Genomic DNA, 22,190 nt, shown 5'->3' with positions numbered 1-22,190 from the left:
GTCATGCGGGGACACAGCGGTTGCCGGGTATGGCGTAGCGGCGAGCGGGTTGGGCGAGGTCGAGCGGTTGTTTTCCTGAGGACCAAGTTCGGCACGGGGGCCGAATTCTCAGGGTCGCCCGGGTGGCACCCGATCGGCTGGCGGATCGCTGAGAGAGCTTCCTCTCCTACAACTCCGGGACCACCCAAGGCTGTTGTGTCATCCCCAGGGTGGAGGAGAGATGCAGCCCGGCGAGGGATCCGCATGCGTGGCCGGTTCCTGAAAGATCTTTCCTGTCCGAACGTTCGACCGGAAGGATCGATATCATGCGCAGACGACGTCTCGCACCCCTGTTGGCCGTGAGTGTCATGGCAACGCTGGCTCCCGCGCTCGCCACCTCGACGGCCACCGCCGCTCCGGCCGCCACCCCGTCGACCGTCTCCTCGTCCGCCGCCACGGGCGCGCTGAACCGGTATGTGAAGCAGAAGCCGCAGTGGAAGCGGTGCGAGGCCGCCTCTCCGGCGGAGTTCGAGTGCGCCACGATCAAGGTTCCGCTGGACTACCGGGTTCCCTGGGGCAAGCGGATCGACTTAGCCATATCCCGGATCAAGAGCACCGCGCCCGACAAGCGGCACGGTGTCCTGTTCTCCAACCCCGGCGGCCCGGGGGGACAGGGGCTCTACATGCCGCTGGGGATGCAGGAGAGCCTCCCCGAGTCCGCACAGCAGAAGTACGACCTCATCGGCTTCGACCCGCGCGGTGTGGGACAGAGCAGCCCGGTTTCCTGCGATCTGGATCCGGAGGAGGAGAACTGGCTGCGGCCGTACAAGGAGGAGACGTTCGACAAGGACGTCGCCTGGGCACGCGATGTCGCGAACAAGTGCAAGGAGAAAGCGGGCGACGTGCTCCCGCACATCACCACGCGCAACACCGCACGCGACATGGATCTGCTCCGGGCGATCCTCGGTGAGAAGAAGATCTCGTATGTGGGTTACTCGTACGGCACCTACCTGGGCGCCGTCTACACCCAGCTCTTCCCGGACCGGGCCGACCGGTTCGTGCTGGACAGCGCGGTCGATCCGGCGCGCGCCTGGCGAGGGATGATCCAGTGGTGGGCGGAGGGCGCCGAGCCCGCGTTCGACCGGTGGACTGCGTGGGCCGCCGAGCGTTCAGACAAGTACGGCCTCGGTGACACCCCGAAGCAGGTCGACCGGACCTTCTGGGACCTGGTCGCGCAGGCCGACGAGAAGCCCATCGAGCTGGACGGGCAGCCGATCAATGGTGATGACATCCGGAGCGGTATGCGCGGGGCGGTCTTCAGCCCAAAGTACGCCACCGAGGGGTTCGTGGAGCTGAAGAAGGCCGCGGCCGGCGAGCCCGCCTCCGCGAAGAAGCTCGCGGCGTTCGCCGGATCCGAGGGGACCGGGACTTCAGGCGTCTCCGATGCCGCCGAGGTGCCGTCCGACAACATGACGGCGAGCTTCTGGGCCGTGGTGTGCGGCGACAACTCGGCCGCGTGGTCCCGCGATCCTGAGAGCTACCGGCAGGACGCCATCGAAGACAAGGGCCGCTACCCGCTCTACGGTGACTTTGCGTCCAGCATCAAGCCCTGCGCATTCTGGGACAAGTCCCTGGAACCGGCAACCAAGGTGAACAACAAGGTCGGTTCCCTGGTCGTCCAGAACGAGTGGGACTCGCAGACTCCGCTGCCCAGCGGTCAGGCCCTGCACGCCGACCTGAAGGGCTCGAAAATGGTCACTGTCCTCGGCGGCGAGGGCCATGGCGTCTACCCGAACGGCAACGCGTGCACGGACGGCACGGTCACCGCCTACCTGCTCACCGGCAAGCTCCCGGCGAAGGACGTGACTTGCAAGGCGACGGCCGACTCGAACGCAGAGGCACGGAAGAACCAGAAGCGGGACGTGCTCCCCGGGTCTCCGCTCCCGGAGCGTGCCCCGGACCGTTTCTGAGCCCGGTCGCGTGGTCCATTTCCGCATAACCCATTGAAGATGGGAGGGCGGGACCTCCCGGCGGGGTCCCGCCCTCCCTGGTGAACGCGACCGGCTGAGCTCGCGGCTCAGACGAACGAGTGGACCGTTGCGTGAGATTCCTGATCCAGCGGACGCAAGTGACGCAGACGACGGTTCGTACGTGGTCGCTCCGGCTCCCGTCGCGGCCTCCGTCGTGTGTGAAGGCCGCGACGCCGCGGAGCGCCCGTCAGGCATCGGCCGTGGCGGGGGTGTCGAGGTCGGTTCTGCGCAGGGTGTCGGGGACGTACGCGTCGAAGCGGGCCTGGTGCTGGGCGGCGGCCAGTTCGGTGGCGCGGCTGTGGGCGCAGTGGGCGGCGTCCGGGCTGACGTCGGTGGCGAGGGTGCGGGCGGCATCGGCGGCGAGGCACTCGATCCACGGCTGGGCGGCTTCCTCGCGGCGGACGCAGGGTGTGGTCGGCCAGTACCCACGCGCATCGTGGAGCGTACCTTCGGGTCGATCAACGCTCTGTTCTGTCAGCATCTGCCGGGCTACACCGGCTCCGACGTCGCACGCCGCGGCAGAGACATCGAACGCGAGGCGTGCTACACCGTCGCCCAGTTGCAGGATCTCCTCGATGAGTGGCTCGTGCACTGGCACCACCGGCCCCACGAAGGACTGCGCCACCCCGTACTCCCTCCGCAGGACCCGGACCGGGCTGTCGGCGAAACAGCCCCGGGGCGTATGCCGACAGCCTCGACGATCTCGACGACGCCGCGGACGAGCCGCTACACGGACCAGGACACCGATGAAGACGACGACGGCTCGCCTGGCGTCCCGCACACCGGGTACGGGCTGTACGACGCGCGGACGGAGGCCCTGAAGTGGTGAACCCCAGCCCGTCCGCGGCCCGGGAAAGCCGGCCTGCCGGTACCCGCGGCGAACGTGCCGGCAGCGGGCCCGGACCGGGGGCCGCGGGTGCTGTCCTTGAAGCGGGCGGCGTTGGATGGCCGGTGACCACGTGGCAGGGCTGGCAGCACTTCGCCACCACACCACCCATCACGCCGCCCGAGCCCGGTGCCCCGCCACGCAGCACGGAAGAACGCCTTGCCTACCACTCCGCGTTCGTCACCCTCCGCACCCCGGCCATCGACACCCTCGCCACCAGCGTCCGCACCCTGATGATCCTCGGCCGCCGCCAGACGACGACCGCACGGCCCTCCCTGATCGTCATCGGCCCGGCCGCGGCCGGGAACCACCGCGCTCCTCCACGTCGGAGGCGCCGGCAGCCGTCAACGTCGTCCCATTTCGTCCGCCGGCCTCGCCACCCGGCCGCAGCTGAGCACGCAGAGTCATACGCGACTGAGTAGCTGCGAGCAAAAGCACGAGTGGCCCGAGCGCTTCTGGCGACGGCCGCTGGGCCAGGCAGCCAGAGCAACGCCCGCCCCTGAACTACATGGAGCGGCGTTGTGCAGACGCCCAGGAATCTGGCGTGACGACTGGGCGCCTGTGGACAGACAGGAGCAACACGAGATCCCATCATGGCTCTGGTCACGATGCGAGGACGCGCAACGTGCCGTATCCGTGGAGGAGTTGCCATGTCGGGCATAAGAAGGCGGCGTACGTTTGGCGGGCTTCTGGCCGCCGTCGTGTTGATGGTAGGTGCGGCGCCTGGGGTGTCCGCAGTCGCCGTCGGGGCGAGTGACGCGGCTCGGCCGCCGTCGGCGGTTTCAGCGGCCGCGGGAAGTATCCCGTCCGTCGGCACTGACTGGGGTGCACCGGGGCCGTACGCCGTGAGTGTGGATGTCGGGGTTGTGCACACCTTCTACCGGCCGCAGAATTTGGGGCAGTCGGGCGAGTCCCACCCGGTGATCATCTGGGGGAACGGCACAGGTGCGGTGCCCGGGGTGTACAGCTCGCTGCTGCGGCACTGGGCGAGCCAGGGCTTCATCGTGGCTGCCGCCAATACGCCGACCTCCAACTACGCGATCAGTATGCGCCTGGGCATCGACGTGCTGGAGCAACGGAACGCAGACAGTTCAAGTCCCTACTACCACAAGGTGGATCTGGCGCACATCGGCTCCGCCGGTCACTCGCAGGGTGGCGCGGCCGCCGTCAATGCGGCGATCGATCCACGGGTGATCACCGCTGTGCCCATCCAGCCGGGTCCCCTGACCGATCCGGATCTGATGGACGAGCCCGTCTTCTATCTGGCCGGGCAGCAGGACCACATCGTGTGGCCGGCGTTGGTGAAGGCGATGTACCAGGACTCCGACCACGTCCCTGCCGTCTACGGTGAGGTCCGGGGCGCCAGCCATCTCGACTCGATCGGCGACGGCGGGTACTTCCGTGCCCCGGCCACCGCCTGGTTCCGCTATTGGCTGATGGGCGATGAAGCGGCTGGCCGGATGTTCTTCGGCCCGGACTGCGGCTACTGCGCGGATGCCACCTTGTGGTCCGGCTGGGAACGGAACGCCGCGGCGCTGCAGCTTTCCGGCCCGACGGCCTGAGGGGCAGGCCCCGGTTCAGCGCGGTGTCTCCAGTGCCCGCAGTGCCGGCGCCCAGCCGAGCCGGGCCTCGCCCGACTCGGCTGACCAGCCGCCCGCGACCACGCCCTCCCACACCTCGCACGCCGCATCCGACAGCACCACGACCCGCTCCGGCAGCTCCATACCCGGCCCCGCGTCGCGCCCCAGCTGTTCCCCGCGCCGTGCTTCCGCATGCCCTGGCCCGGCCCACAGCTCCGGAGGACGATGGAGTCATGGGCGACCACGACCAGGACCAGGAGCACATCGCCGTACCGGCGCGGCCGCCGCTCGGCGGGGCGTCATAGCGCACTGGATACGCTCTCGGTATGAAGATCACGGTTGGAAGCCTCGTTGCCCGGGATGGGCTTTGGGGCGGTCACCTCGCTGGTCAACGCGCTTTCGTCGGCGGGCGTGCATCATCCAGGCCCATGTTCGTTCGACGACCCAGCGGCGGGCCAGCACGATGAACCCGGAGCAAAACACCTTCACGCACGTACTCGCGCCCCAGGTCGACCTCGGCCGGCCGCAGGACGCTCTCGCCGTCACGGACGACCTGGACGAAGCGCTCGAAGGCCTGCCGCCGACCCGGGTCGCACCGACCCGGATCAACGCCGCGCGCGCCCAGCTCGACCTCGGCAACCGCGCCGGCGCGCTGGAGAACCTGTCCCGCGCGTTCGACGTGGCACCCCAGATGGCCCGCATCCATCCCATGGGCCGAGAAGTGCTGCGCGTCCTGGTCTCCCTGCACCGGCGCGCCAACCCGGAACTGAAGAGACTGTCCCAGCTCTCCGGCATCCGCCTCTGAAACCGCACACCGTGCTCACCGCCCTCGGGCCGGAGTGGGCGGATTCGTCGCCGGTCGGCGGACCGCCTCCACCCCCCGGCAGGAAACGGCCCCTTCCGCCTGGCGCCGCGCATTCGGCTTCGGCACGGGCCGGCGCCGTAGCTGTTCGTGGCACCAGCTCACCGCATGGGCCCCGGTCTGCGTTGGAGCTGAAGGCTCGGGCATCACGAGGGGTCACCATGCGGCGGGCTCGCACCACACTCACCAACGAGTGATCAAGTGGGCCGTGCTGACGATGATGGCGGTCACAAGAGCATCGGGCACCACCGCTCTGGATATAGGGATCAAGTCCCCAGACGGCTCAAGGCGTCGGCCCGACACCCACGTGACCGCCATCGCGACCAAAGCGTCTACTGCTCGAACGCTCCGTCGGGTGTACGTCCCTCAAGGACTGTCGCTGTCACCGGATTAGGACGGTTCCGACGCTTTCTTATCGCCTTCTGAGAATGAATCCTGGCAGCGAAGTCGCCGGGGAGGTAGAGGTCGAGGAGCGAAGCAGTCGGCCGTTGGCTGTGCGACGACGGGGCCCCTTCAGATCCGTAGGGCCCACAGTCTGGAGTCCTTGTCCGCGATGAAGACGCGGCCATCGCCGGATTGCGGGTCTGTGGCGAAGGTGGTGGTGAAGTCTCCGGTCCAGAGCTCGCGGGCGGTCCCGGCGTCGAGGATGCGCAGGCGTCCCCAGTGTGTGAAGAGCCGTTCGCGGGAGGTGGTGAACAGCAGGTACCTGCCGGTGAGACGCGCACCCTCGTCGGGGCAGCGCCAGCGCTCCCGTCCGTTGTCGGCATCCAGGCACACTGTGCCCTCTCCGGTAGGCAGGGCGAATCCGCCCGAGACTCCCAGCACGCCTTGGACGCCCGCGACTCGCTTGACCGAGCCGTCGTCGCCGTAGTCGGAAGCCCGCTGGTAGGGGCCGTCGTAGGTCCACTTGACCGTGCCCGTGATGGCGTCGACGGCCGTGGGCCTGCGGCGGCCGCCCGCCGCCAGCGGCAGGAAGACGGTGGTGCCCGACACGACGGCCTGCCAGGCGGGCTCGGCCGAGCCGGCGCGTTCCTCGTTGTCGTTGAACGGCTTGCGCCACACCTCGTCGCCGGTGCGCGCCGAGCGGCATACGAGATCGGTGGCGGCGTGCTTGCCAGCCTCGTAGCAGAGAAAGAACCTTCCGAGCGGATGCGCCAGGCGGCCTTTCGCGGTGAAACCCGGCTGCCGCCACACGGTCTTCCCGGTGCGGCCCGACAGCGCTGTGCCGCCGCTGATCACCAGGTCCCCCACGGACAGAGCCTCTCCCGACACGTCGGGGTCGAACCTCCACCGGTCCCGGCCCGTGCGTGGGTCGACGCCGATCACGCCTTGCTCTCCGGCCACGACGAGCAGGCCGCTGGGCCGGTGCACGTCCCAGCGCTGTGAGTCGAGCTCGCGGCGCCACAATCGGCTGCCGTCGGCGGTGTCGAAGGCATCGATCCAGGGGTTCGGTTCGGCGGTCTGCTTGGTCCGGACGATGGCCGCGGGCCCGGCCACGGCGAACTGCGGGCTGCCGCCCACGTTCCAGTTCTGCGCGTTCTGCGTCGCCTTCCACAGGCGCTTGCCGTGGGAGGCGTCGAAGGCGTGCACCATGACCGGGTCGTCGCCGCTGGCCACGTACCAGCGGCCGCCGCTGACGACGAACGTGGGGTTGTTCCTGTCGAGTTTCTGCGCGTCACCGATGGCCTGCGACCAGGCGACCGGGCCCTTGTCGGGGTCCTCGGAGAGATACACGGCGGCTGCGGTGCCGGCGGCCCCCAGCGCGAGCGCCCCCGCGCCCCACCGCAGGGCGCTGCGGCGGGTGAGCGCGGGCGGGCGAGGTGGCTGCGGATCCGACGTAGCCGTCGTGGCATCCGGGGACGGTCCGCCCGGATCCACCACCGTCGGCGTGCGCGGCGACGGCACCGCCTGCCGCCCCACGCTCCCGTTCAACGCACGGAGCTCGGCGGCTAGTTGCGCGGCCGACGCGTATCGCCCGCCGGGTTCCTTCTCCAGCAGCCGCAGGACGAGCTCGTCCCATGGGGTCGAGATGCCAGGCAGAACGCTGCTGGGTGCCGGTGGCGTGTCGTTGAGGTGCGCGGTGAGATGACCGAGCGCGTCCGGAGCGCTGAACGGCAGCGTGCCGGTGAGCAGTTCGAAGAGCAGGCATCCCACCGCGTACAGATCACTGCGCTCCTCGGGGCGGCCGCGGGCCTGCTCCGGCGCCATGTACGCGGCCGTCCCCACCACCACGCCCGTGCGGGTCAGCAGGTCCCCGGTCATGGCGGGATCTGCGGCACGGGCGATCCCGAAGTCCAGAACTTTCACCCCGCCGTTCGTCGTGATGAACACGTTCGCAGGCTTGATGTCACGGTGCAGGATGCCGCCGGCGTGCGCTTCGGCCAGCGCTTCGCAGATCTGCGCACCCCACCGGGCGGCCTCCAGCCCAGAGACCGGACCGCGACGCACGACCGTCTCCAGCCCTTCGCCCCGCAGAAACTCCATCACCAAGAACGGCGCGCTGCCCTCTGCCGTGACCGCCTCACCGAGGTCGTGGACGGCCACGATACGCGGATGCTCGAGCGCCGCGGTGATCCGCGCCTCCCGCAGAAAGCGCGCCCGCAGTTCACCGGCCGCACTGCCCCCGCCGGCCAAGAGCGAGACGACCTTGACGGCGACAGTGCGCCCCAACCGCTCGTCGAACGCCTCCCACACCTCGCCCATTCCGCCGCGTCCGACCAGCCGCTTCAACTGGTAGCGCCCAGCCAGCAATGCCTCACCCACAACACAGCCCCCCAATGATCGTCCCGGCGGCCGCATGCTAACCCGATACCCCGGCGCTCGTTCTGCTGCTGCAGACACCTCCATGACCTCTTTGCGTAAGTTCCGTGCGTGGGACATGCGAGCCGTACGGAACGGCGATGGGAGCTTCCCTGCAGGCGTCCTGGACCGCGGGGATCCCGTCGCCAGACCGTCAGGCGAGCGCAGCACGCACCAGGTGACCGGAACCCGTCGAGTCCGTGACGACCGCGCCCAGGTAGCGACTCAGGACCGCCGCGGCGGAATGGTCCTCGATCGTGAGATGTGTCGGCCACCCGAGGGCTGGTCGGTTCGCGCGATGATGAGTTGCTGGTTGCTGACGGTGATCCGAGAGCAGTTCGGGGATGCCCTGGAGCGAGACGACGACTGGTGATTCAGGACGCGCACGTCCGAGCCGTGCTCGACCTCTTCGACGCCCGACTGGCCGCCGGTGACTACCTACTGGTCGAGGACAGCCTGGCGAAGCGGCCTACCCTCCGGAGTTCCTCCGGAGCAGCCCGCATCAGTGCCAGCTCGGCACCCGGTATATGGACTTGTTCGGCGAGAACACGAGCTGCGCGATCGACTCGATCCTCCGGCGGGGGTAGGGTGCGGCGGCGCGGGCACCCTCGCATAGGCTGGCCGTCTCATCCGACGCGCCGCGACGAGGATCAGCCCATGCGCAGCAGCACCGGGATCCGCCTGATCGAGCCCACCGACGCCGCCCCGATCGCCGCGCATCGGGTGCGGGACTTCGAGGCTTTCCGGCCGTGGGAACCGGCCCAGCCGGCTGACTTCTTCACCCCGGAGGGCCAGGCGGAGCGGATCGACAGCCTGCTGGCCGGATACCGGGCCGGCACGGTCTGGCCGGGCGTGGTGCTCGCCGACGACCAGGTGATCGGGCAGGTCACCGTCGGAGGCATCCTGCCGCAGCCTCACCTGCGCCGCGGCTCGGTCGGATACTGGATCGCCAGCGTCGCCCAGAATCAAGGGCACGCCGGGCACGCCGTCGGGCTTGTACTCCGGGTGATGACGGACGAACTCGGGTTGCACCGCGCCGAGGCGTCCACCAATCTGGAGAATCTGCCGTCGCAGCGGGTGCTGCGCCGCAACGGGTTCAGTCCGTACGGCGTCGCGCACTCCTCGATCTTTCTCGACGGGAGCTGGCGGGACGGGCTGCTGTGGGAGCGGGTCCTCGGCGGCTGAGAGATCATCTCAGAGGGCGATAAGAAACGGTTCGCCGGCTATGGCGTCGCCTGATCGTGTGGCGCTTTCTGCCGGGCCGTGATCGCCGGTGCGGTGCGTGTTGGACTCGGTCGGTGAATGACCGCCTGCCACACAACACCGACTTGTCCGACATGCGTTGGGTACTGATCGAGCCTGTGATCCTGGCCTGGAAGGCCCGGCATCCGCCCGTGAGCGGCCACGAGTGCCGCTACCCGATGCGAGAGATCGTCAATGCGCTCATCTACCAGGCGCCGGACCAGATGCCAGTGGACGCTGCTGCCGCATGACTTTCCGCCGACCAGCGCGGTGCAGTGCTACTTCCGCACCTGGCGCGACGATGGGACGGGCAAGACCATCCATGACCTGCTGCGCTGCTCGCTGCGGGAGAGCAAGCGGCGATTTGAGGACCCGTCCCTGGTCGTCCTCGACACCCAGAGCCTGCATGCCGCCGCCGGGGTGCCTTCGGCCACGACGGGCCGGGACGCGAACAAGAAAGTGCCAGGCCGGAAACGGTGCCTGGCCGTGGACGTCCTGGGACTCGTGATCGCGGTGGTCGTCATGACCGCCTCCGCCCATGACAACCGCGCCGGCATCGCCCTCCTCGACAAGATCGCGGCCGATACCGACTCCGTGAAGAAGGCCCTGGTGGACCAGGGGTTCAAGAGGACCGTGGTGCAGCACGGCGCGACCGTGGGCATCGAGGTCGACATCGTTGAGCGCAATCCCGATGACGCCGGGTTCGTTCCGCAGGCCAAGAGGTGGGCGGCGACAGGCGGCTGCCGACGGTCGCCGGCCTGGCGTTCATTTGAGGCCGGAGTGAGACAGGCCTTCGACGAAGTGGCGCTGGGCCAGGACGAAGACGATCAGCATCGGCACGACGGTCATGGTGGCAGCGGCGAGTTGAGTGTTCCACATCTGGCCGCCGTAGGCGTCGGTGAAGCGGGTCAGGGCCTGCGGCAACGTGAACAGCTCTGGTGACGTGAGGTACACCGTGGGTTCCAGGTAGAGGTTCCAGGAGGCGAGGAACGTCAGGATCGCCACCGCCGACAGGGCCGGTTTGGCCAGCGGCAGGCAGATCCGCCACCAGATCGCGGGCCGGCCGAGGCCGTCGAGTCGGGCAGCCTCCTCCAGCTCGACCGGGAGAGCGATGAAGAACTGCCGCATGATGAACGTGGCCAGCACACACGGTGCGGCCAGTGCGGTCACCAGGATCAGTGGCCAGTGCGTGTTGATCAGGCCGGCCGATTTGAACAGCTGGAACAGCGGCACAATCGTCACTTCGCTCGGCACCAGCATCCCGGTCAGCACCACCAGGAACAGCGCATTCGCCCCGGGAAACCGGATCCGGGCGAAGGCGTACCCGGCCAGACTGGACACCGACAGGGTGATCAGTGTGACCAGTGCGGCGATGTAGACACTGTTCAGATACTGCCGGGCAAAGGGCTGAAAGCTGAATGCCTCGGCGTATGCGGACAGTGTCGGCGAGTCGGTCCACAGCGATGGCGGGGCATCGAAGATTTCCGCCAGTGGTTTGACCGACGCGGCGGCCATCCAGATCGTCGGCACCACGAACGGGATCGCCAGCACGCCCAGAGCGATCACCAGCAGTACCGACCGGACCCTGTCAGTCCTCATAGAACACCCACTTACGACGCAGCTGCCATTGCAGCAAGGTGAGCAGCATGACGAAGGACAGCAGCATCAGGGCCAGCGTCGAGCCGTAGCCGATGTCGTTGAACTCGAAGGCCTGCTGGAACACGTAGTACACGAGGACCGTGGTGGACAGCTCCGGCCCGCCACCGGTCAGGACGGCGATCTGGGCGAAGGACTGCAACGCCCCGACCACCGTGACGATGACGGTCAGCAGCACCGTCGGTGAGATCATCGGCAACGTGATCCGGGCGAAGACCGTGCGGCTGTTCGCACCGTCGATCCGGGCGGCCTCGTACAACTCTCGCGGCACGCCCTGCAAGGCGGCCAGGAACAGCACCATGTTGACCCCGACGCTGCGCACCACCTGTGTGAGGATCACCGAAACCATCGCGGTGTCGCCCTCCTGCAGCCAGTTCGGCCCGTCGATCCCGACCGTGCCCAGCAGGCCGTTGATGCCGCCGTTGTCCTGCAGCAGGAAGCCCCAGACCAGGGTCCAGGCGACCACGGAGACCACCACTGGGGAGAAGAACAGCATCCGGAACACCGTGACACCGCGGAACTTGCGGTTCAGCAGGACGGCGATCAGGAGTCCGAGCGTGATGTTGACGACCACCACCCCGCCGGAGAAGAGCACCGTTGCCAGCAGCACCTTGGGCAGCTGCGGATCGTCGGCCAGGGCCGCGTAGTTCTCGCCGCCGACGAAGGTCTGCTTGCCGGTGAAGACGTTCCAGTCGTTCAGGCTGTACCAGATCGCCATGCCGACCGGCAGCAGGACGAACACCGCCACCCCGACGAGCTGCGGCAGGATGAACAGGTAGCCGGTCAGCACGTCCCGCCGGCCGGTCGTCCAGAAGGTCGGCCCGGATGCGCGTGCGGCCTTGGCGGCGGCCGGCGCAGCCGCCTGCCCGGCGGCCTGCGGGGTGGCCCGCTCAGCGGCCCGTGTCCTGGTCACTTGGCCAGAATCGGATCGATCGCGGCGCAGACCGAGCGCAGGACGGCCGGGATGTCGGCATCCGGGCGCCACATCGCATCAAGCGCCGTCTTGCCCTTCTGGGCTATCTCCGCCGGGCTGGTGTGGTTGGGCAGCGTGACGGCGTCCGGCATCTGGTCGACCACCGCGTCCTGCAGCTGGGCGGCGTTAAGGACCTTGTTGTTCGCGGCGAGCTTGTCCCCGGTCAGCAACGACTTCCGCGGCGGCGGGAAGTACTGGGCCAGCTTGGCGGCGTTCTCCGGATCGGTCAGGTACGCGAGGAAGTCCGCCGCCTGGTCCGGATGCTTGCTGGAGGCCAGTACACCCACCCCGGCCTGGCCGAGGACGGAGTACTTCCCACGGGGGCCCGCGGGCAGCGGGTAGAGCCCGAAGTCGAACGTGCCGGTCAGCAGCGAGGCGCGGGAGACCTGCGCGATGGTGAAGGCGGCATCGCCTGCGAAGAAGTCGGCGGTGGTGCCCGGGCCGGGCATCGCCTGGGTCTTGAACGCCGCGTCGTGCAGGAAGGTGAAGGCCTGCTGCATCTCGGGGCCGGCGAAGGTGCAGGTCTTGCCGTCCGGACTCCACGCTGACGCGCCCCAGCCGGTCCACACTGTGGCCAGCATGTTCCACGCCTTGTAGTCGAAGTCGCGGACGACGAAGCCGGCCTTGCCGGTCTTGGCGTGGACGGCCGCTCCGGCGGCTGCGACTTGATCCCAGGTCAGTGTGGCCGGATTGATCTTCTGTCCGGCTTTGGCGAGCAGGTCGGTGTTCATGTAGAGGGCGTACGGCGAGTTGGAGAACGGGTAGGCGTACAGCGTGCCATCGCGGCTGAACTCCGCTGTCACGCTGTCGAGCAGGTCGTCGTACTTCCAGCCCGGGGCGGCCTTGAGCTCGTCGGTCAGACCGACGAGTGCGTCGGAGGCTATGAGATCCCGCGACAGGTCGCCCATCCAGGCGAGATCCGGGGCGTTGCCGCCGGCGATCTGCGTGGTGAGCGTCGTGTTGTAGTCGGCGAACGGCAGGCTCTCGAAGGTGATCTTCGCAACGTCGGGATGGTCGGCCCGGTAGGCGTCGCCGATGCTGTCGAGTAGCTTCAGCTGAGCTTCGTCCGAGGTCCAGACCGTCATCCGCAGCTCTGCTGCCTTGTCCGGGGTGTCGGCCGCCGGCCCGGCGCAGGCCGCGCTGAGTGCAAGGACCGTCGTCAAGGCGACAGCGCTCAGCGCCTTTCTGGTTCTGATCATGAGTGGGTTCCCTTCGACGTGCTGGTCGGCCGGTCCGGCTCAGTAGCCAGCGACTTCGGGCAGTGCAGTTCGACGTCGATCTGTCCGGCTCAGTAGCCGACGACCTCGGGCCAGTGGAGTTCGACGCCGGCCTCGACCAGGCGACGTTGAAGCTGATCGACGAGTGCGGGTTCGGCGGCGACCTGCTGCGGGCTCAGTCCGCGGTCGAGGCAGAACGCGGTGAGCTCGCCCGCGGACTCACCGACGTTCCATTCGACCGGGTGGAGTCGATAGGCGCCGTTGGTGATGTGGGTGGTGCCGATGTTCTTGGCGGCGGGGATCAGGTTCTGGGTCCGGACCGGGACCAGGGCGCCCAGCGGGATCTCGAACGGCGCCGACTCGACGTCGATGTAGTTGTCGCCGCCGGTCGAGGGGTGCAGGTCGATCCGGTACATCCCCACCCCGATGGATGCGTCGAACCGGGCCGGCCCGCCGGACCCGCGGGATTTGATCGAGATGTCTTGTTCGCGGACGGTGGTCAGCGCCTTGATCCGGCGGGATTCCCGGATGTACGGAGCCTGCGCGAAGCCGTCGCTGGTTCCCACCAGATCCCCGCGCAGCCGCAGTCCCGGCCACCCGCGGCCACCGTCGGGCCGGGGCGCCTCGGTCTGCAGCCAGTAGACGTAGGCCCGGGACTGCGCCTTCGCCGCGGCCAAGTGCTGCAGTCGTTCGGCGGTGTCGATGATCGAGCCGCCGACGTAGTCCAGCTGGGGCCAGTTGGCCAGCACGATGTCGCTGTCGTACAGGCTGTCGGTGAAGGTCTGCCGGGCGGCAATCCGCCGGAACTGCCACAGGTCCTGATCGCCGGCGTCGAACCGCGGATCACCGGAGACGTCCTGCTCCGGATTTACGATCATGGTGCGCTGCTCCGGCACCAGGGTGCGCGGATTGGGCGCGGTGAACGACAGCATCGGCGCGCCCCAGTAGGGCAGCTCGAACGAGCGCCAGTCGTCGTAGTCGTCGGGCCGGGCGATCGTGTGATCCCCGGCGGCATGGTCGAAGACGAAACACCACGCGATCGACTGCACGTTGGCCGGGTCGGCGACGTCGGGAGCGCTCGGCTCACCGGTTTCGGACCGCGCCTCGGTACCGACGACGTACTCGGTGCCGGTCAGCGGCAGCAGGTCACCGGTCTCGGTGCCGTCCAGCACGAACTCCGCAGTGATCACGCTCTGCGCCCCGGTCTGCGGATCCGCGACCGTAACCGTGCGGACCACCCCGTCCACGACCTCGGCCCCGACCGGAACCGCGGGCTGCAGGACGGTCAGCCGGCCGCTCGACCGATACGGCGCGAGGAGAGCGTCGATCACCGCGAGCGCCACCCGCGGCTCGTGGCACAGCCGGCTCACCCGGCCGCGCCCTGGGTTGAGCTCACGGTCCGCGCGAGCCGCCGCCGACAGCGGATAGTGGTCCTGGTAGTAGCGACGGATGTTCTCCCGCAGCCTCCGGTAGCGGGCGGTTACGCCGAACTGCTCCACCCAGATGTGCTCATCCGGTGGCACCGCCTGCGACGTCAGCTGGCCACCCAGCCACGGGTACTCCTCGGTCATCACCACCCGGTGTCCGCGCTGCAGCAGCGCGAGAGCGGCTGCCACCGATCCGAGACCGCCGCCTATGACCGCCACCTCTGTGGCGATCTTGTTCACGACAGCCCTGCCGACCGGGCGACAATGGTGTCGCCCGCTTCGACCTCGGCCACCAGGAGCCGCTGGGTGTCCAGATCGGCCCACTCCTGCGGGTCGGTGGTGACCAGCTGCTGCAGCAGCTCGAGCGCTTCGGCGGCGACCTGTTTGCGTGGCACACGAAAGCCCGTGAGCGCCCGTCCGTCGGTGCGATGACCGCGGACCTCACCGAACGCGGCGACCGAGATCTCGCCAGGCACGTCCACCCCGGCACCGACGAGCGAGAGGATGACATCTTCGGTGAGGAAGGCGTCCTCGGCAATGATCAGCGTGGCCTCCGTGGCCCGGGCCAGTCGGGGCAGCTCGGCGACGCGCTCCTCACCCACCAGCATGAACGCCATGCGGCCCGCCGCCGAGGCGGCCTCGACCACGCCGCGCCGGTCCCGCGCAGTGGCGGTGTCGCGGCCGCGGTGCACATACAAGGCCTGGCGGTGTCCGCTGTTCGCAGCCAGGTCGATCACGGCGTCCGCCGGAGTGACGTAGTCGATGCCGACGTACGGCACGGCCGCAGCCGTCTCGTCCCTGCGGCCGACCGCGACGAACGGGAACTGCTCTGCGACCAGCCGTTCCAGCTCGGACCCGACCATCTGCTGGCCGAGCAGGATGCAGCCGTCGGTGAGCCGCAGCCGGGTCTTGCGATGGAACAGACTGCGGGTGCCGTTCTCGACCGGCGAGGACGTGAAGAACAGCAGGTCCCAGCCGATCGCCTCGGCCGCACGTTCGATCCCGTTCAACAGCGGGCCGTAGAAGTCCAGGCTCTCCGGCGACAGGGCTTCCTCGTAGGTGAAGACGCCGATGATCTGGTTGTCCAGACCGGCCAGCCGGCGGGCCGCCGGATCGGCGACGTAGGTGGCCTGCTCAAGCGCCCGCTTGACCCGCGCCCGCGTCTCTTCCGGGATACGCACGTTCGTGCCGTCACGGTCGTTCAGCACCACCGAGACGGTGGTCTGGCTGACCCCCGCGATCTTGGCGATTTCGCGCTGGGTGACCCGGCGCGGCTTCGTTGACATCGATCCTCCGGTGATAATGCGTAACTTCAACAGACGTCGGCGACATTAAACCGCTGGAAACAAGAGCGCAATACCCCTTGACCAACGGGCTGCCCGGTTGAGACCGTCCGTGTCACGACATTGAAGATAGGCATTATCACGACAGTGCGCGGCCCAGACAGGAGCAGACGATGACAACCCCACATGCCAAGGGCGCCCACCTCAGCCGTCGCGGTCTTCTCGGCGCGGCGCTCGCGGCCGGCGTCGTACTGATCGCCGAGCCCACCCCCGTGACGGCCCACGCCGCGGACGGCGATGTCACCCTGACCGCCGGCGGGATCAGCCTGCTGGCCGGCATCGGCGGCCGGCTCGCCATACGCGACGCGGCCGGTGTCACCCGTACCGCCGGGTCGAAGTTCCAGATCAAGGACCAGCTCACCGGCATCCACCTGTCGACCGGCGGCACCCCCGCACTGGCCACCCTGCAGGACGGAACACCGGCGATCCGGATGGACTACGCCTTCGACGCGGCCGCCGGGCCGGCCACCGTCACCGGCTGGTTCAGCGTCACCACCGAGCACGCCCGGCTGGAGTGGCGGATCACCGGCGCGGACACCCTGGTGCCGGACGGCTTCCTGTTCAGCCGGGCGATCCAGGCGCCGACCGCGCCCGACGACTGCATCGCGATCACCGAATGGGTCCGCGACGCCGGCGGCGGCATCCCCTACGAGGAAACCGTCGGCGTCGCACACACCTCGACCTGGGGCAGCCGGCACGGACTGTTCCTGCTGGCCCGCTCACGCCAGGCCTGGACGAACGCGACCTGGGTCCACGCACCAGGAACGGCCGACCCGGCCGGCGGGTGGACCAGCCGGGCCGACTTCTTCTTCTCCGACACCAGGCCGTCGGCCACAGCCACCATCGGCCGCGGCCGCGAACTCGGCCTCGAGCTGACCACCGACCGTGACTTCAACCTCTACCAGGTCCCCGGCGAGCCGATGCAGCTCACCGCCCTGGTCGCCAACGGCGGCACCGCACGCCCGGCCGAACTGCAGCTGTCGGTACGCGACTTCGACGGCGCGCAACTGGCCGCCACCAACGTGACCGGCAGCATCGCCGCGGCGGGCACCTGGCAGCACACCTTCACCGTGCCCGCGCCGGCCGCCGGCATCGCGCTCGCCGAGGTCGTCGTACGGTCCGCGGACGACGAGGCCTTTGCCCGGACCAACCTCGCGACCCTGCCACCGTTCGCCTACCAGGCCGGCGCGGACAGCATGTTCGGGATCGCCAACTACCCGTGGCTGCAGCGGCCGAGCGCCGACGCCGTACTCGACCTCTGGCAGCGGGTCGGCATCGCACTGGTCCGCATCGCCTACGACGGCGGCCCGGGCTTGCCGCCCTCCGCGTTCGACGCACGTGGCATCCGCCACAACATCGAACTGCAACCGTCACTCGACGCGACCGACACCGAGGCTGCAGCCTGGGCAGCCGACAAACTGACCGTGGCGCAAGGGGCCGGAGCCGGCTACTTCGAGGTCGGCAACGAACTGAACCGGCCGTTCAACACCGGAGCAGCCGCCCAGACCTACCTGGACAAGGCGCTGCGCCCGGTCTTCGACCGACGGGCTGCGACCGGCGCCGCCGTCAAGCTGATGAACAACGGACTCGCCGGGATGGACAAACCCTGGGTGGAGACCTTCATCGCCGCCGGCGGCTGGGACCTGATCGATGCGTTCGCCTATCACCCCGGCCGCGGCAACTTCACCCCGGACTACATACCTCCGGGCGACGACTGGAGCACCGGCCCCGAAGGCACGTACTGGAACTTCTACGGCGGACTGAAGCAACTGAAGACGCTGATGGCGCAGCACGGCGAGAAGGAGGTCTGGCTGACCGAGGCCTACGCGCCGACCAAGCCGAACAGCTGGTGGCACGACACCTACCGGCACGCCGCCGAGAACGTCCTGCTCAGCCTGGCACTGGCGAAAGCCGAAGGCATCGCCTGCGTGTGCTGGTACCAGTTCCACGACAGCGTGCTGGGCATGCCGCAGGTCGCCGATCCGGACAACGTCGAATACCACTACGGGCTGATGAACCGCGACCTCAGCCCGAAGCCGTCGCTCCTGGCGTACGCGACCGCGGCCCGCATACTCGATCAGGCCACCTTCCAGGGCTGGCTGACCTTCCCCGACCCGCAGACCTTCGGCCTGTGGTTCGACACACCCGACGGCCCGGCGGTCGTCCTGTGGAACCGGGCCGACGGCTACTTGCTGAACACCTCCGGCCAGCGCACCGACTGGCACTTCCCCGCCCCCGAGGTCTGGGTCGACCCCTGGCCGACCAAGACCCTCCTCACGGTCACTGCCGGCAACGCCGTACGCCAGCTGGACGCCATCGGCCGCAGCTGGCAGCTGTCATCGGCCCCGGGCCAGGTGACACTCACGCTCGACGGCTCACCACGCATCTTCTACGGCCTGACACCACTGGCCAAGCCCGGCGCCAATACGCTGGCGGGCTGCCGCTGGCGGAGGCCCGGCGAACAACCCAGCGACCGGCCGTTGCAGCCGCCCGGACCATCCGAGAGGCGTTCCGCAAGGTGATCATCCCGCTCGCCGCACCGGGCATCTTCACCACCGCGATCATCACCTTCACCGCGGCCTGGAACGAGTTCCTCATCGCTCTGTCGATGACGAACCAGCCCGGCATGCAGACAGCGCCGGCCGCCGTCTCCACGTTCGCCGGCGCCACCCGGTTCGAGACCCCATCCGGCAGCCAGATGACGGCAGGGGTCCTGGTCACCATCCCCCTGGTGACCACGGTGCTGCTCTTCCAGCGCCGCATCGTCGCCGGACTGACCGCCGGCGCGGCGAAGCAGCCGCCCCACACCCCCGCGTCCAAGGAGCAATCAGCCGCATGTCCGTTCCCGGTACCCCACCGTGGTGGCGCAGCGCCGTCATCTACCAGGTCTACATCCGCAGTTTCGCCGACCGCAACGGCGTCGGCGACATCGTCGGCGTCGGCGACATCGTCGGCATCCGCTCCCGCCTGCCGTATCTCAAGTCGCCACCTGGGGGCTCTCCAACCACGACGTCATGCGCCACCCCAGTCGCTACGGCCGAAACGCCGCCAAACGCTGGGTCGCCGGCGAGCGCTACGAACCCGTCGGCCCCCTCGACCTGGACCTGGGCACACGCCGCGCCCGCGCCGCCGCCCTCCTCACCCTCGCCCTCCCCGGCGGCGCCTACATCTACCAGGGCGAGGAACTCGGCCTCCCCGAAGTCGAGGACCTGCCCAAGGACGTCCTGCAGGACCCCATCTGGGAACGCTCCGGACACACCGACACCGGCCCGCGACGGCTGCCGGGTGCCCATCCCCTGGTCCGGGCAGCACACGCCGTTCGGCTTCAGCCCCGACAACGCCACCGCCACACCCTGGCTGCCCCAGCCCGCCAACTGGAACGAGCTCACTGTCGAGGCACAGGCCGGCGACCAGACCTCCATTCTGGAGCTGTACCGCACCGCCCTGCGCCTGCGCCGCGAACACCCCGCCCTCGGCGACGGCACCATGACCTGGCTGGACGCGCCACCCGGCGTCCTCGCCTTCCGCCGCGACCCCGGCTTCGTCTGCGTGGTCAACCTCTCCGCCGCCCCGAACCCACTCCCCGACCACTCCTCCGTCCTCCTCGGCAGCGCCTCTGTCGAGGACAGTGTGCTGGCAACGGATCACGCGGTCTGGCTCGAAGTCTAGGATGTGCACAATCAGCCACATGAAGATCACAGCGGGCGCGCCGCCCACGCACAGCACGCCTGCCGACCTCGCCCTGGGGTTCCTGACGGGTGGTGTGATCGGGGCGTCGCTGACCGCCTTCATCAGCGGGTGCGTCGTCGAGAAGGCGTCCCTGATTGTCCCGGGGCTGGTTCTGCCCGCGGCCTACGGTCTGCTCTTCTTCCTCTGCACCCTGCCGCGCCGCGCCCGTGAGGCGGCCGTCGCACCGCGCACGGCGCTCGCGGTGATCGAGAGCCTGGAGGCCGTCGGGGGTGAGACCAGCGACGTGCCGGTGCGGTTCGAGCTGTCCGTCGCGCCGGACGACGCGCCCGCGTTCCGCGTCGAGATACGGCAGGACGTCAACCTCGTCGAGCTGCCCGATTACCGGCCGCGCGGGGTCGTGGTGGTCGAGTATCCGCCGGACAGGCCGTGGAAGGTGCGGATCGTGAAACGGCCAACGCCGAAGTGGGAGGAGCGGGCAGCCGGGGCGCGCCTGGACTCGGCGCCCGGACCGGTCATGAAGAGCGATCCCCCGGCGGGCTGTGCCGGCGGTCTCCTCACGCTCCTCGGCCTGTTGCTCGGCACGGCCGCCGTGCTCCTGCTGTTCCGCGCCGATCTGTTCGGCCCCGACGAGAGCGGCGCCTCCCCAAGGCCGTCCGTTTCCTCCTCGTCGTCCACGACCACCGTGACGTCGGCGACCGGTACGGTCACCCTCGGGCCGGGCCAGTCGATGCTCGACCAGGGCGAACTGCGCAAGGCCGTCGAGTCGTTGACGCAGGGCGGGGACAAGCGCCGGGCACTCACCGTCGTCGTGCAGGACCACCTGCTGACGGTCGTCTTCTCCCCCACCGGTGTGAAGACCGCCGGGTTCGACCCTAGGTCCCTGCCCTACGATCGCGTCCCCGCGCTGGTCGAGAAGGCCAGGACCACTCTCGGCGTCGACTCCCCGCGGAGCTGGCAGCTGACCGCCGACGGCGTCACCGGCTCGCTCACACTCAGGGTCGTGGTGACCGGTGACGGGGGCACGGGAACGCTGGAGGCGGACGGGCGGGGCAAAGTGATGCGGCGCAGCGGCAGTTGATCGGAACCGGAGGAGGAGGGCGCATGGGGTGGGACGAGTTTCTGGTGCTGTGGTGCGGGGTGTGGGGTGTGGTGGCGGTGGTCGGGTTCGTCCGGTCGCTGGCCGGGGTGACGAAGGCGCAGCGGACGGTCCGGCTCACGGGGTGGATCGAGCGGGTGCGGGAGCCGCGGCACGGCGGGTCCCGGGTGGGCGGGATATCGGTGGTCGTCTCCTACCGTGACCCGGCCTCCGGTCAGGAGGTCACCGTGACGAACGACGGTGAGCGCGGCGAGATGATCACCTCCGCGTGGGAGGGCCGGGAGATCGGGGTCAGCCACCCGCGGGGCAGACCGCACGCCTACCGGTTCTCCAACATCCCCGAGGAGCCCAGTCGCGGGTTGGGCTGGCCAGGTTTCGCGGTCTTCCTGGTCTACGTCGGGCTGGTGGTCCTCGCCGCGGTCGACTGGGGGTGGCCGTGGGCGCTGATCGGCTTCGGCGGTCCTTGGGCGGTCTCCGGCGCCGTTCACCTGCCCGGGGCGGTACGCGCCAAGAACCGCCGCATCGAGAGGCTGGCTGCGATGGAGACCGTCCCGGGACGGGTCGTCGCGGTCCTCAAGGACGTCAGCGTCGACCAGGACGACGGTCACACCTGGACCACGATCACCCCGGTCGTGTCGTTCACCACTCGCGAGGGCACGGCCGTTACGGCCTACTGCACGTCGAACCTTCCGGACCCCGCCGGCGCGTACGGCCGCGATGTGACGGTTCATTACACGCCCGCCGACCCGGCCGAATTCACGCTGGACCGCGCGGCCGATCACCGCTCGGAGGAGCGGGACGTGAGGTTCAACGTCCTGGTGTTCGTCGTGCTCGTGGCGACGGCCGTGGTCGGAGTGGTGTTGCTTTGATGCCCAGGAGGGGCTCTGGACCAGGTGGGTTACCTTCTCCCCTATGGAACCGTTCACGTTCGACTACGAGAACCTGCATGCGCGTGTGGACCGGGGGGTGTTCGAGCTGTTCAACCTGGACAGTTCGGCGCACACGTTCCGTGTCCCGCTGCGCTGGCTCGGGGTGTCGCTGCACCACAAGAAGCCAGACCGACCCGGCACACTGTACTTCGGTGTCGTACGCGATCCGCAGGCCGCCCTTTACAACACCGACCGGCTCGCCTTCCGGCACTCGACCTCACCCGCGCTCCAAGTACCGCCCGGAGACGAGCCGTTGTTTCGCGCCTACTTCACCGAGGTGGCCCGGCTCGCCGACCGGCCGGTGGTCTGACGTGGAACCGGTGGTCTTCGAGCACGACACCGTGCACATGCGGTCGACCACGGAGTCTTCAAGGTGTTCCGGCGGGGCGGCATCATCGGCTCGTACCGGGCCCCGCTGCACTGGGTCAAGGTCCGCGCGGAGACCCGCAGGGGCGGTCTGACCCGGCTGCACATCGGCAAC

18 protein-coding genes and 3 pseudogenes are annotated in these 22,190 nt (G+C 69.0%); 13 read left to right on the top strand and 8 right to left on the bottom strand.

Annotated elements, in window-relative coordinates; translation table 11 throughout:
• The first annotated feature begins 305 nt into the window (after positions 1-305).
• A complete protein-coding gene (locus OG978_RS44270) occupies positions 306-1,949 on the top strand; it encodes an alpha/beta hydrolase (protein ID WP_326770726.1) in 1,644 nt (547 codons plus the stop codon).
• Between the two features lie 247 nt (positions 1,950-2,196).
• On the opposite strand, the gene OG978_RS48655 is transcribed toward OG978_RS44270, so the two are convergent.
• Positions 2,197-2,634 (bottom strand): hypothetical protein, encoded by a 438-nt coding sequence (locus OG978_RS48655; RefSeq protein WP_442817888.1) that lies wholly within the window; start codon positions 2,632-2,634, stop codon positions 2,197-2,199.
• A gap of 57 nt (positions 2,635-2,691) precedes the next feature.
• Here OG978_RS48655 and OG978_RS44260 point away from each other — a divergent pair, with 57 nt between their 5' ends.
• The 3 genes from OG978_RS44260 (at position 2,692) to OG978_RS44250 (ending at position 4,457) form a co-directional block, all read left to right on the top strand.
• Positions 2,692-2,838, top strand: a complete 147-nt coding sequence (locus tag OG978_RS44260; RefSeq protein ID WP_326771092.1) for a hypothetical protein — start codon at positions 2,692-2,694, stop codon at positions 2,836-2,838.
• A 122-nt stretch (positions 2,839-2,960) separates the two neighbouring features.
• Positions 2,961-3,317: a hypothetical protein gene (locus OG978_RS44255; RefSeq protein WP_326770725.1), complete on the top strand. Its 357-nt coding sequence runs from the start codon at positions 2,961-2,963 to the stop codon at positions 3,315-3,317.
• Between the two features lie 285 nt (positions 3,318-3,602).
• Positions 3,603-4,457, top strand: a complete 855-nt coding sequence (locus OG978_RS44250; protein WP_442817909.1) for a poly(ethylene terephthalate) hydrolase family protein — start codon at positions 3,603-3,605, stop codon at positions 4,455-4,457.
• Between the two features lie 15 nt (positions 4,458-4,472).
• On the opposite strand, the gene OG978_RS44245 is transcribed toward OG978_RS44250, so the two are convergent.
• Positions 4,473-4,619: a hypothetical protein gene (locus OG978_RS44245; protein ID WP_326770723.1), complete on the bottom strand. Its 147-nt coding sequence runs from the start codon at positions 4,617-4,619 to the stop codon at positions 4,473-4,475.
• A gap of 319 nt (positions 4,620-4,938) precedes the next feature.
• Between OG978_RS44245 and OG978_RS44235 the strand changes: the two genes are divergently transcribed.
• Positions 4,939-5,280, top strand: a complete 342-nt coding sequence (locus tag OG978_RS44235; protein WP_326770722.1) for a hypothetical protein — start codon at positions 4,939-4,941, stop codon at positions 5,278-5,280.
• Positions 5,281-5,850: 570 nt separating this feature from the next.
• Here OG978_RS44235 and OG978_RS44230 read toward each other — a convergent pair.
• Entirely contained in the window at positions 5,851-8,100 is a 2,250-nt protein-coding gene (locus OG978_RS44230; RefSeq protein WP_326770721.1) for a protein kinase domain-containing protein, read from the bottom strand.
• Between the two features lie 693 nt (positions 8,101-8,793).
• Between OG978_RS44230 and OG978_RS44225 the strand changes: the two genes are divergently transcribed.
• Both OG978_RS44225 and OG978_RS44220 read left to right on the top strand, forming a co-directional pair.
• Positions 8,794-9,321, top strand: a complete 528-nt coding sequence (locus OG978_RS44225) for a GNAT family N-acetyltransferase (protein WP_326770720.1) — start codon at positions 8,794-8,796, stop codon at positions 9,319-9,321.
• A gap of 152 nt (positions 9,322-9,473) precedes the next feature.
• Positions 9,474-10,104, top strand: a pseudogene (locus OG978_RS44220) (transposase); the annotation flags it as partial.
• Between the two features lie 39 nt (positions 10,105-10,143).
• Here the strand turns inward: OG978_RS44220 and OG978_RS44215 are convergent.
• The 5 genes from OG978_RS44215 to OG978_RS44195 all read right to left on the bottom strand — a co-directional run bounded on the left by OG978_RS44215 (position 10,144) and on the right by OG978_RS44195 (position 15,937).
• On the bottom strand, positions 10,144-10,977 hold the full coding sequence (locus OG978_RS44215) for a carbohydrate ABC transporter permease (protein WP_326770719.1): 834 nt from the start codon (positions 10,975-10,977) through the stop codon (positions 10,144-10,146).
• A complete protein-coding gene (locus OG978_RS44210) occupies positions 10,967-11,947 on the bottom strand; it encodes a carbohydrate ABC transporter permease (protein WP_442817887.1) in 981 nt (326 codons plus the stop codon). Before OG978_RS44210 ends, OG978_RS44215 begins: the two co-directional genes overlap by 11 nt.
• Entirely contained in the window at positions 11,944-13,206 is a 1,263-nt protein-coding gene (locus OG978_RS44205; RefSeq protein WP_326770718.1) for an ABC transporter substrate-binding protein, read from the bottom strand. The genes OG978_RS44210 and OG978_RS44205 overlap by 4 nt, the downstream gene beginning before the upstream one ends.
• 89 nt (positions 13,207-13,295) lie before the next feature.
• Positions 13,296-14,882, bottom strand: a complete 1,587-nt coding sequence (locus tag OG978_RS44200) for an FAD-dependent oxidoreductase (RefSeq protein WP_326771069.1) — start codon at positions 14,880-14,882, stop codon at positions 13,296-13,298.
• Between the two features lie 5 nt (positions 14,883-14,887).
• Complete coding sequence (locus tag OG978_RS44195; protein WP_326770717.1) at positions 14,888-15,937, bottom strand: LacI family DNA-binding transcriptional regulator; 1,050 nt, start codon at positions 15,935-15,937, stop codon at positions 14,888-14,890.
• Between the two features lie 170 nt (positions 15,938-16,107).
• Here OG978_RS44195 and OG978_RS44190 point away from each other — a divergent pair, with 170 nt between their 5' ends.
• The 6 genes and pseudogenes from OG978_RS44190 to OG978_RS44165 all read left to right on the top strand — a co-directional run bounded on the left by OG978_RS44190 (position 16,108) and on the right by OG978_RS44165 (position 22,019).
• Positions 16,108-18,516, top strand: coding sequence for a hypothetical protein (locus OG978_RS44190; RefSeq protein ID WP_326770716.1), 2,409 nt, complete (start codon positions 16,108-16,110; stop codon positions 18,514-18,516).
• Positions 18,495-18,788 (top strand): annotated as a pseudogene (locus OG978_RS44185) (ABC transporter permease subunit); the annotation flags it as partial. The gene OG978_RS44190 and the pseudogene OG978_RS44185, both read left to right, overlap by 22 nt.
• Before the next feature lie 175 nt (positions 18,789-18,963).
• Positions 18,964-19,663, top strand: a pseudogene (locus OG978_RS44180) (alpha-amylase family glycosyl hydrolase); the annotation flags it as partial.
• 19 nt (positions 19,664-19,682) lie between these two features.
• On the top strand, positions 19,683-20,762 hold the full coding sequence (locus tag OG978_RS44175; protein ID WP_326770715.1) for a hypothetical protein: 1,080 nt from the start codon (positions 19,683-19,685) through the stop codon (positions 20,760-20,762).
• 23 nt (positions 20,763-20,785) lie between these two features.
• Entirely contained in the window at positions 20,786-21,649 is an 864-nt protein-coding gene (locus tag OG978_RS44170; RefSeq protein ID WP_326770714.1) for a DUF3592 domain-containing protein, read from the top strand.
• Between the two features lie 43 nt (positions 21,650-21,692).
• Entirely contained in the window at positions 21,693-22,019 is a 327-nt protein-coding gene (locus OG978_RS44165; RefSeq protein WP_326770713.1) for a hypothetical protein, read from the top strand.
• Positions 22,020-22,190 lie beyond the last annotated feature (171 nt).

Source organism: Streptomyces sp. NBC_01591 (assembly GCF_035918155.1).
Lineage (GTDB): Bacteria > Actinomycetota > Actinomycetes > Streptomycetales > Streptomycetaceae > Streptomyces.
This window is presented reverse-complemented; position numbering and strand designations above follow the sequence as displayed.

Bases quoted from the DNA above. Each gene is read 5' to 3' on its own strand.
- OG978_RS44270 (WP_326770726.1), top strand. From the start codon at position 306: ATGCGCAGACGACGTCTCGCACCCCTGTTGGCCGTGAGTGTCATGGCA.
- OG978_RS44260 (WP_326771092.1), top strand. From the start codon at position 2,692: ATGCCGACAGCCTCGACGATCTCGACGACGCCGCGGACGAGCCGCTAC.
- OG978_RS44250 (WP_442817909.1), top strand. From the start codon at position 3,603: ATGGTAGGTGCGGCGCCTGGGGTGTCCGCAGTCGCCGTCGGGGCGAGT.
- OG978_RS44245 (WP_326770723.1), bottom strand. From the start codon at position 4,619: ATGGAGCTGCCGGAGCGGGTCGTGGTGCTGTCGGATGCGGCGTGCGAG.
- OG978_RS44235 (WP_326770722.1), top strand. From the start codon at position 4,939: ATGAACCCGGAGCAAAACACCTTCACGCACGTACTCGCGCCCCAGGTC.
- OG978_RS44225 (WP_326770720.1), top strand. From the start codon at position 8,794: ATGCGCAGCAGCACCGGGATCCGCCTGATCGAGCCCACCGACGCCGCC.
- OG978_RS44215 (WP_326770719.1), bottom strand. From the start codon at position 10,977: ATGAGGACTGACAGGGTCCGGTCGGTACTGCTGGTGATCGCTCTGGGC.
- OG978_RS44205 (WP_326770718.1), bottom strand. From the start codon at position 13,206: ATGATCAGAACCAGAAAGGCGCTGAGCGCTGTCGCCTTGACGACGGTC.
- OG978_RS44195 (WP_326770717.1), bottom strand. From the start codon at position 15,937: ATGTCAACGAAGCCGCGCCGGGTCACCCAGCGCGAAATCGCCAAGATC.
- OG978_RS44190 (WP_326770716.1), top strand. From the start codon at position 16,108: ATGACAACCCCACATGCCAAGGGCGCCCACCTCAGCCGTCGCGGTCTT.
- OG978_RS44175 (WP_326770715.1), top strand. From the start codon at position 19,683: ATGAAGATCACAGCGGGCGCGCCGCCCACGCACAGCACGCCTGCCGAC.
- OG978_RS44170 (WP_326770714.1), top strand. From the start codon at position 20,786: ATGGGGTGGGACGAGTTTCTGGTGCTGTGGTGCGGGGTGTGGGGTGTG.
- OG978_RS44165 (WP_326770713.1), top strand. From the start codon at position 21,693: ATGGAACCGTTCACGTTCGACTACGAGAACCTGCATGCGCGTGTGGAC.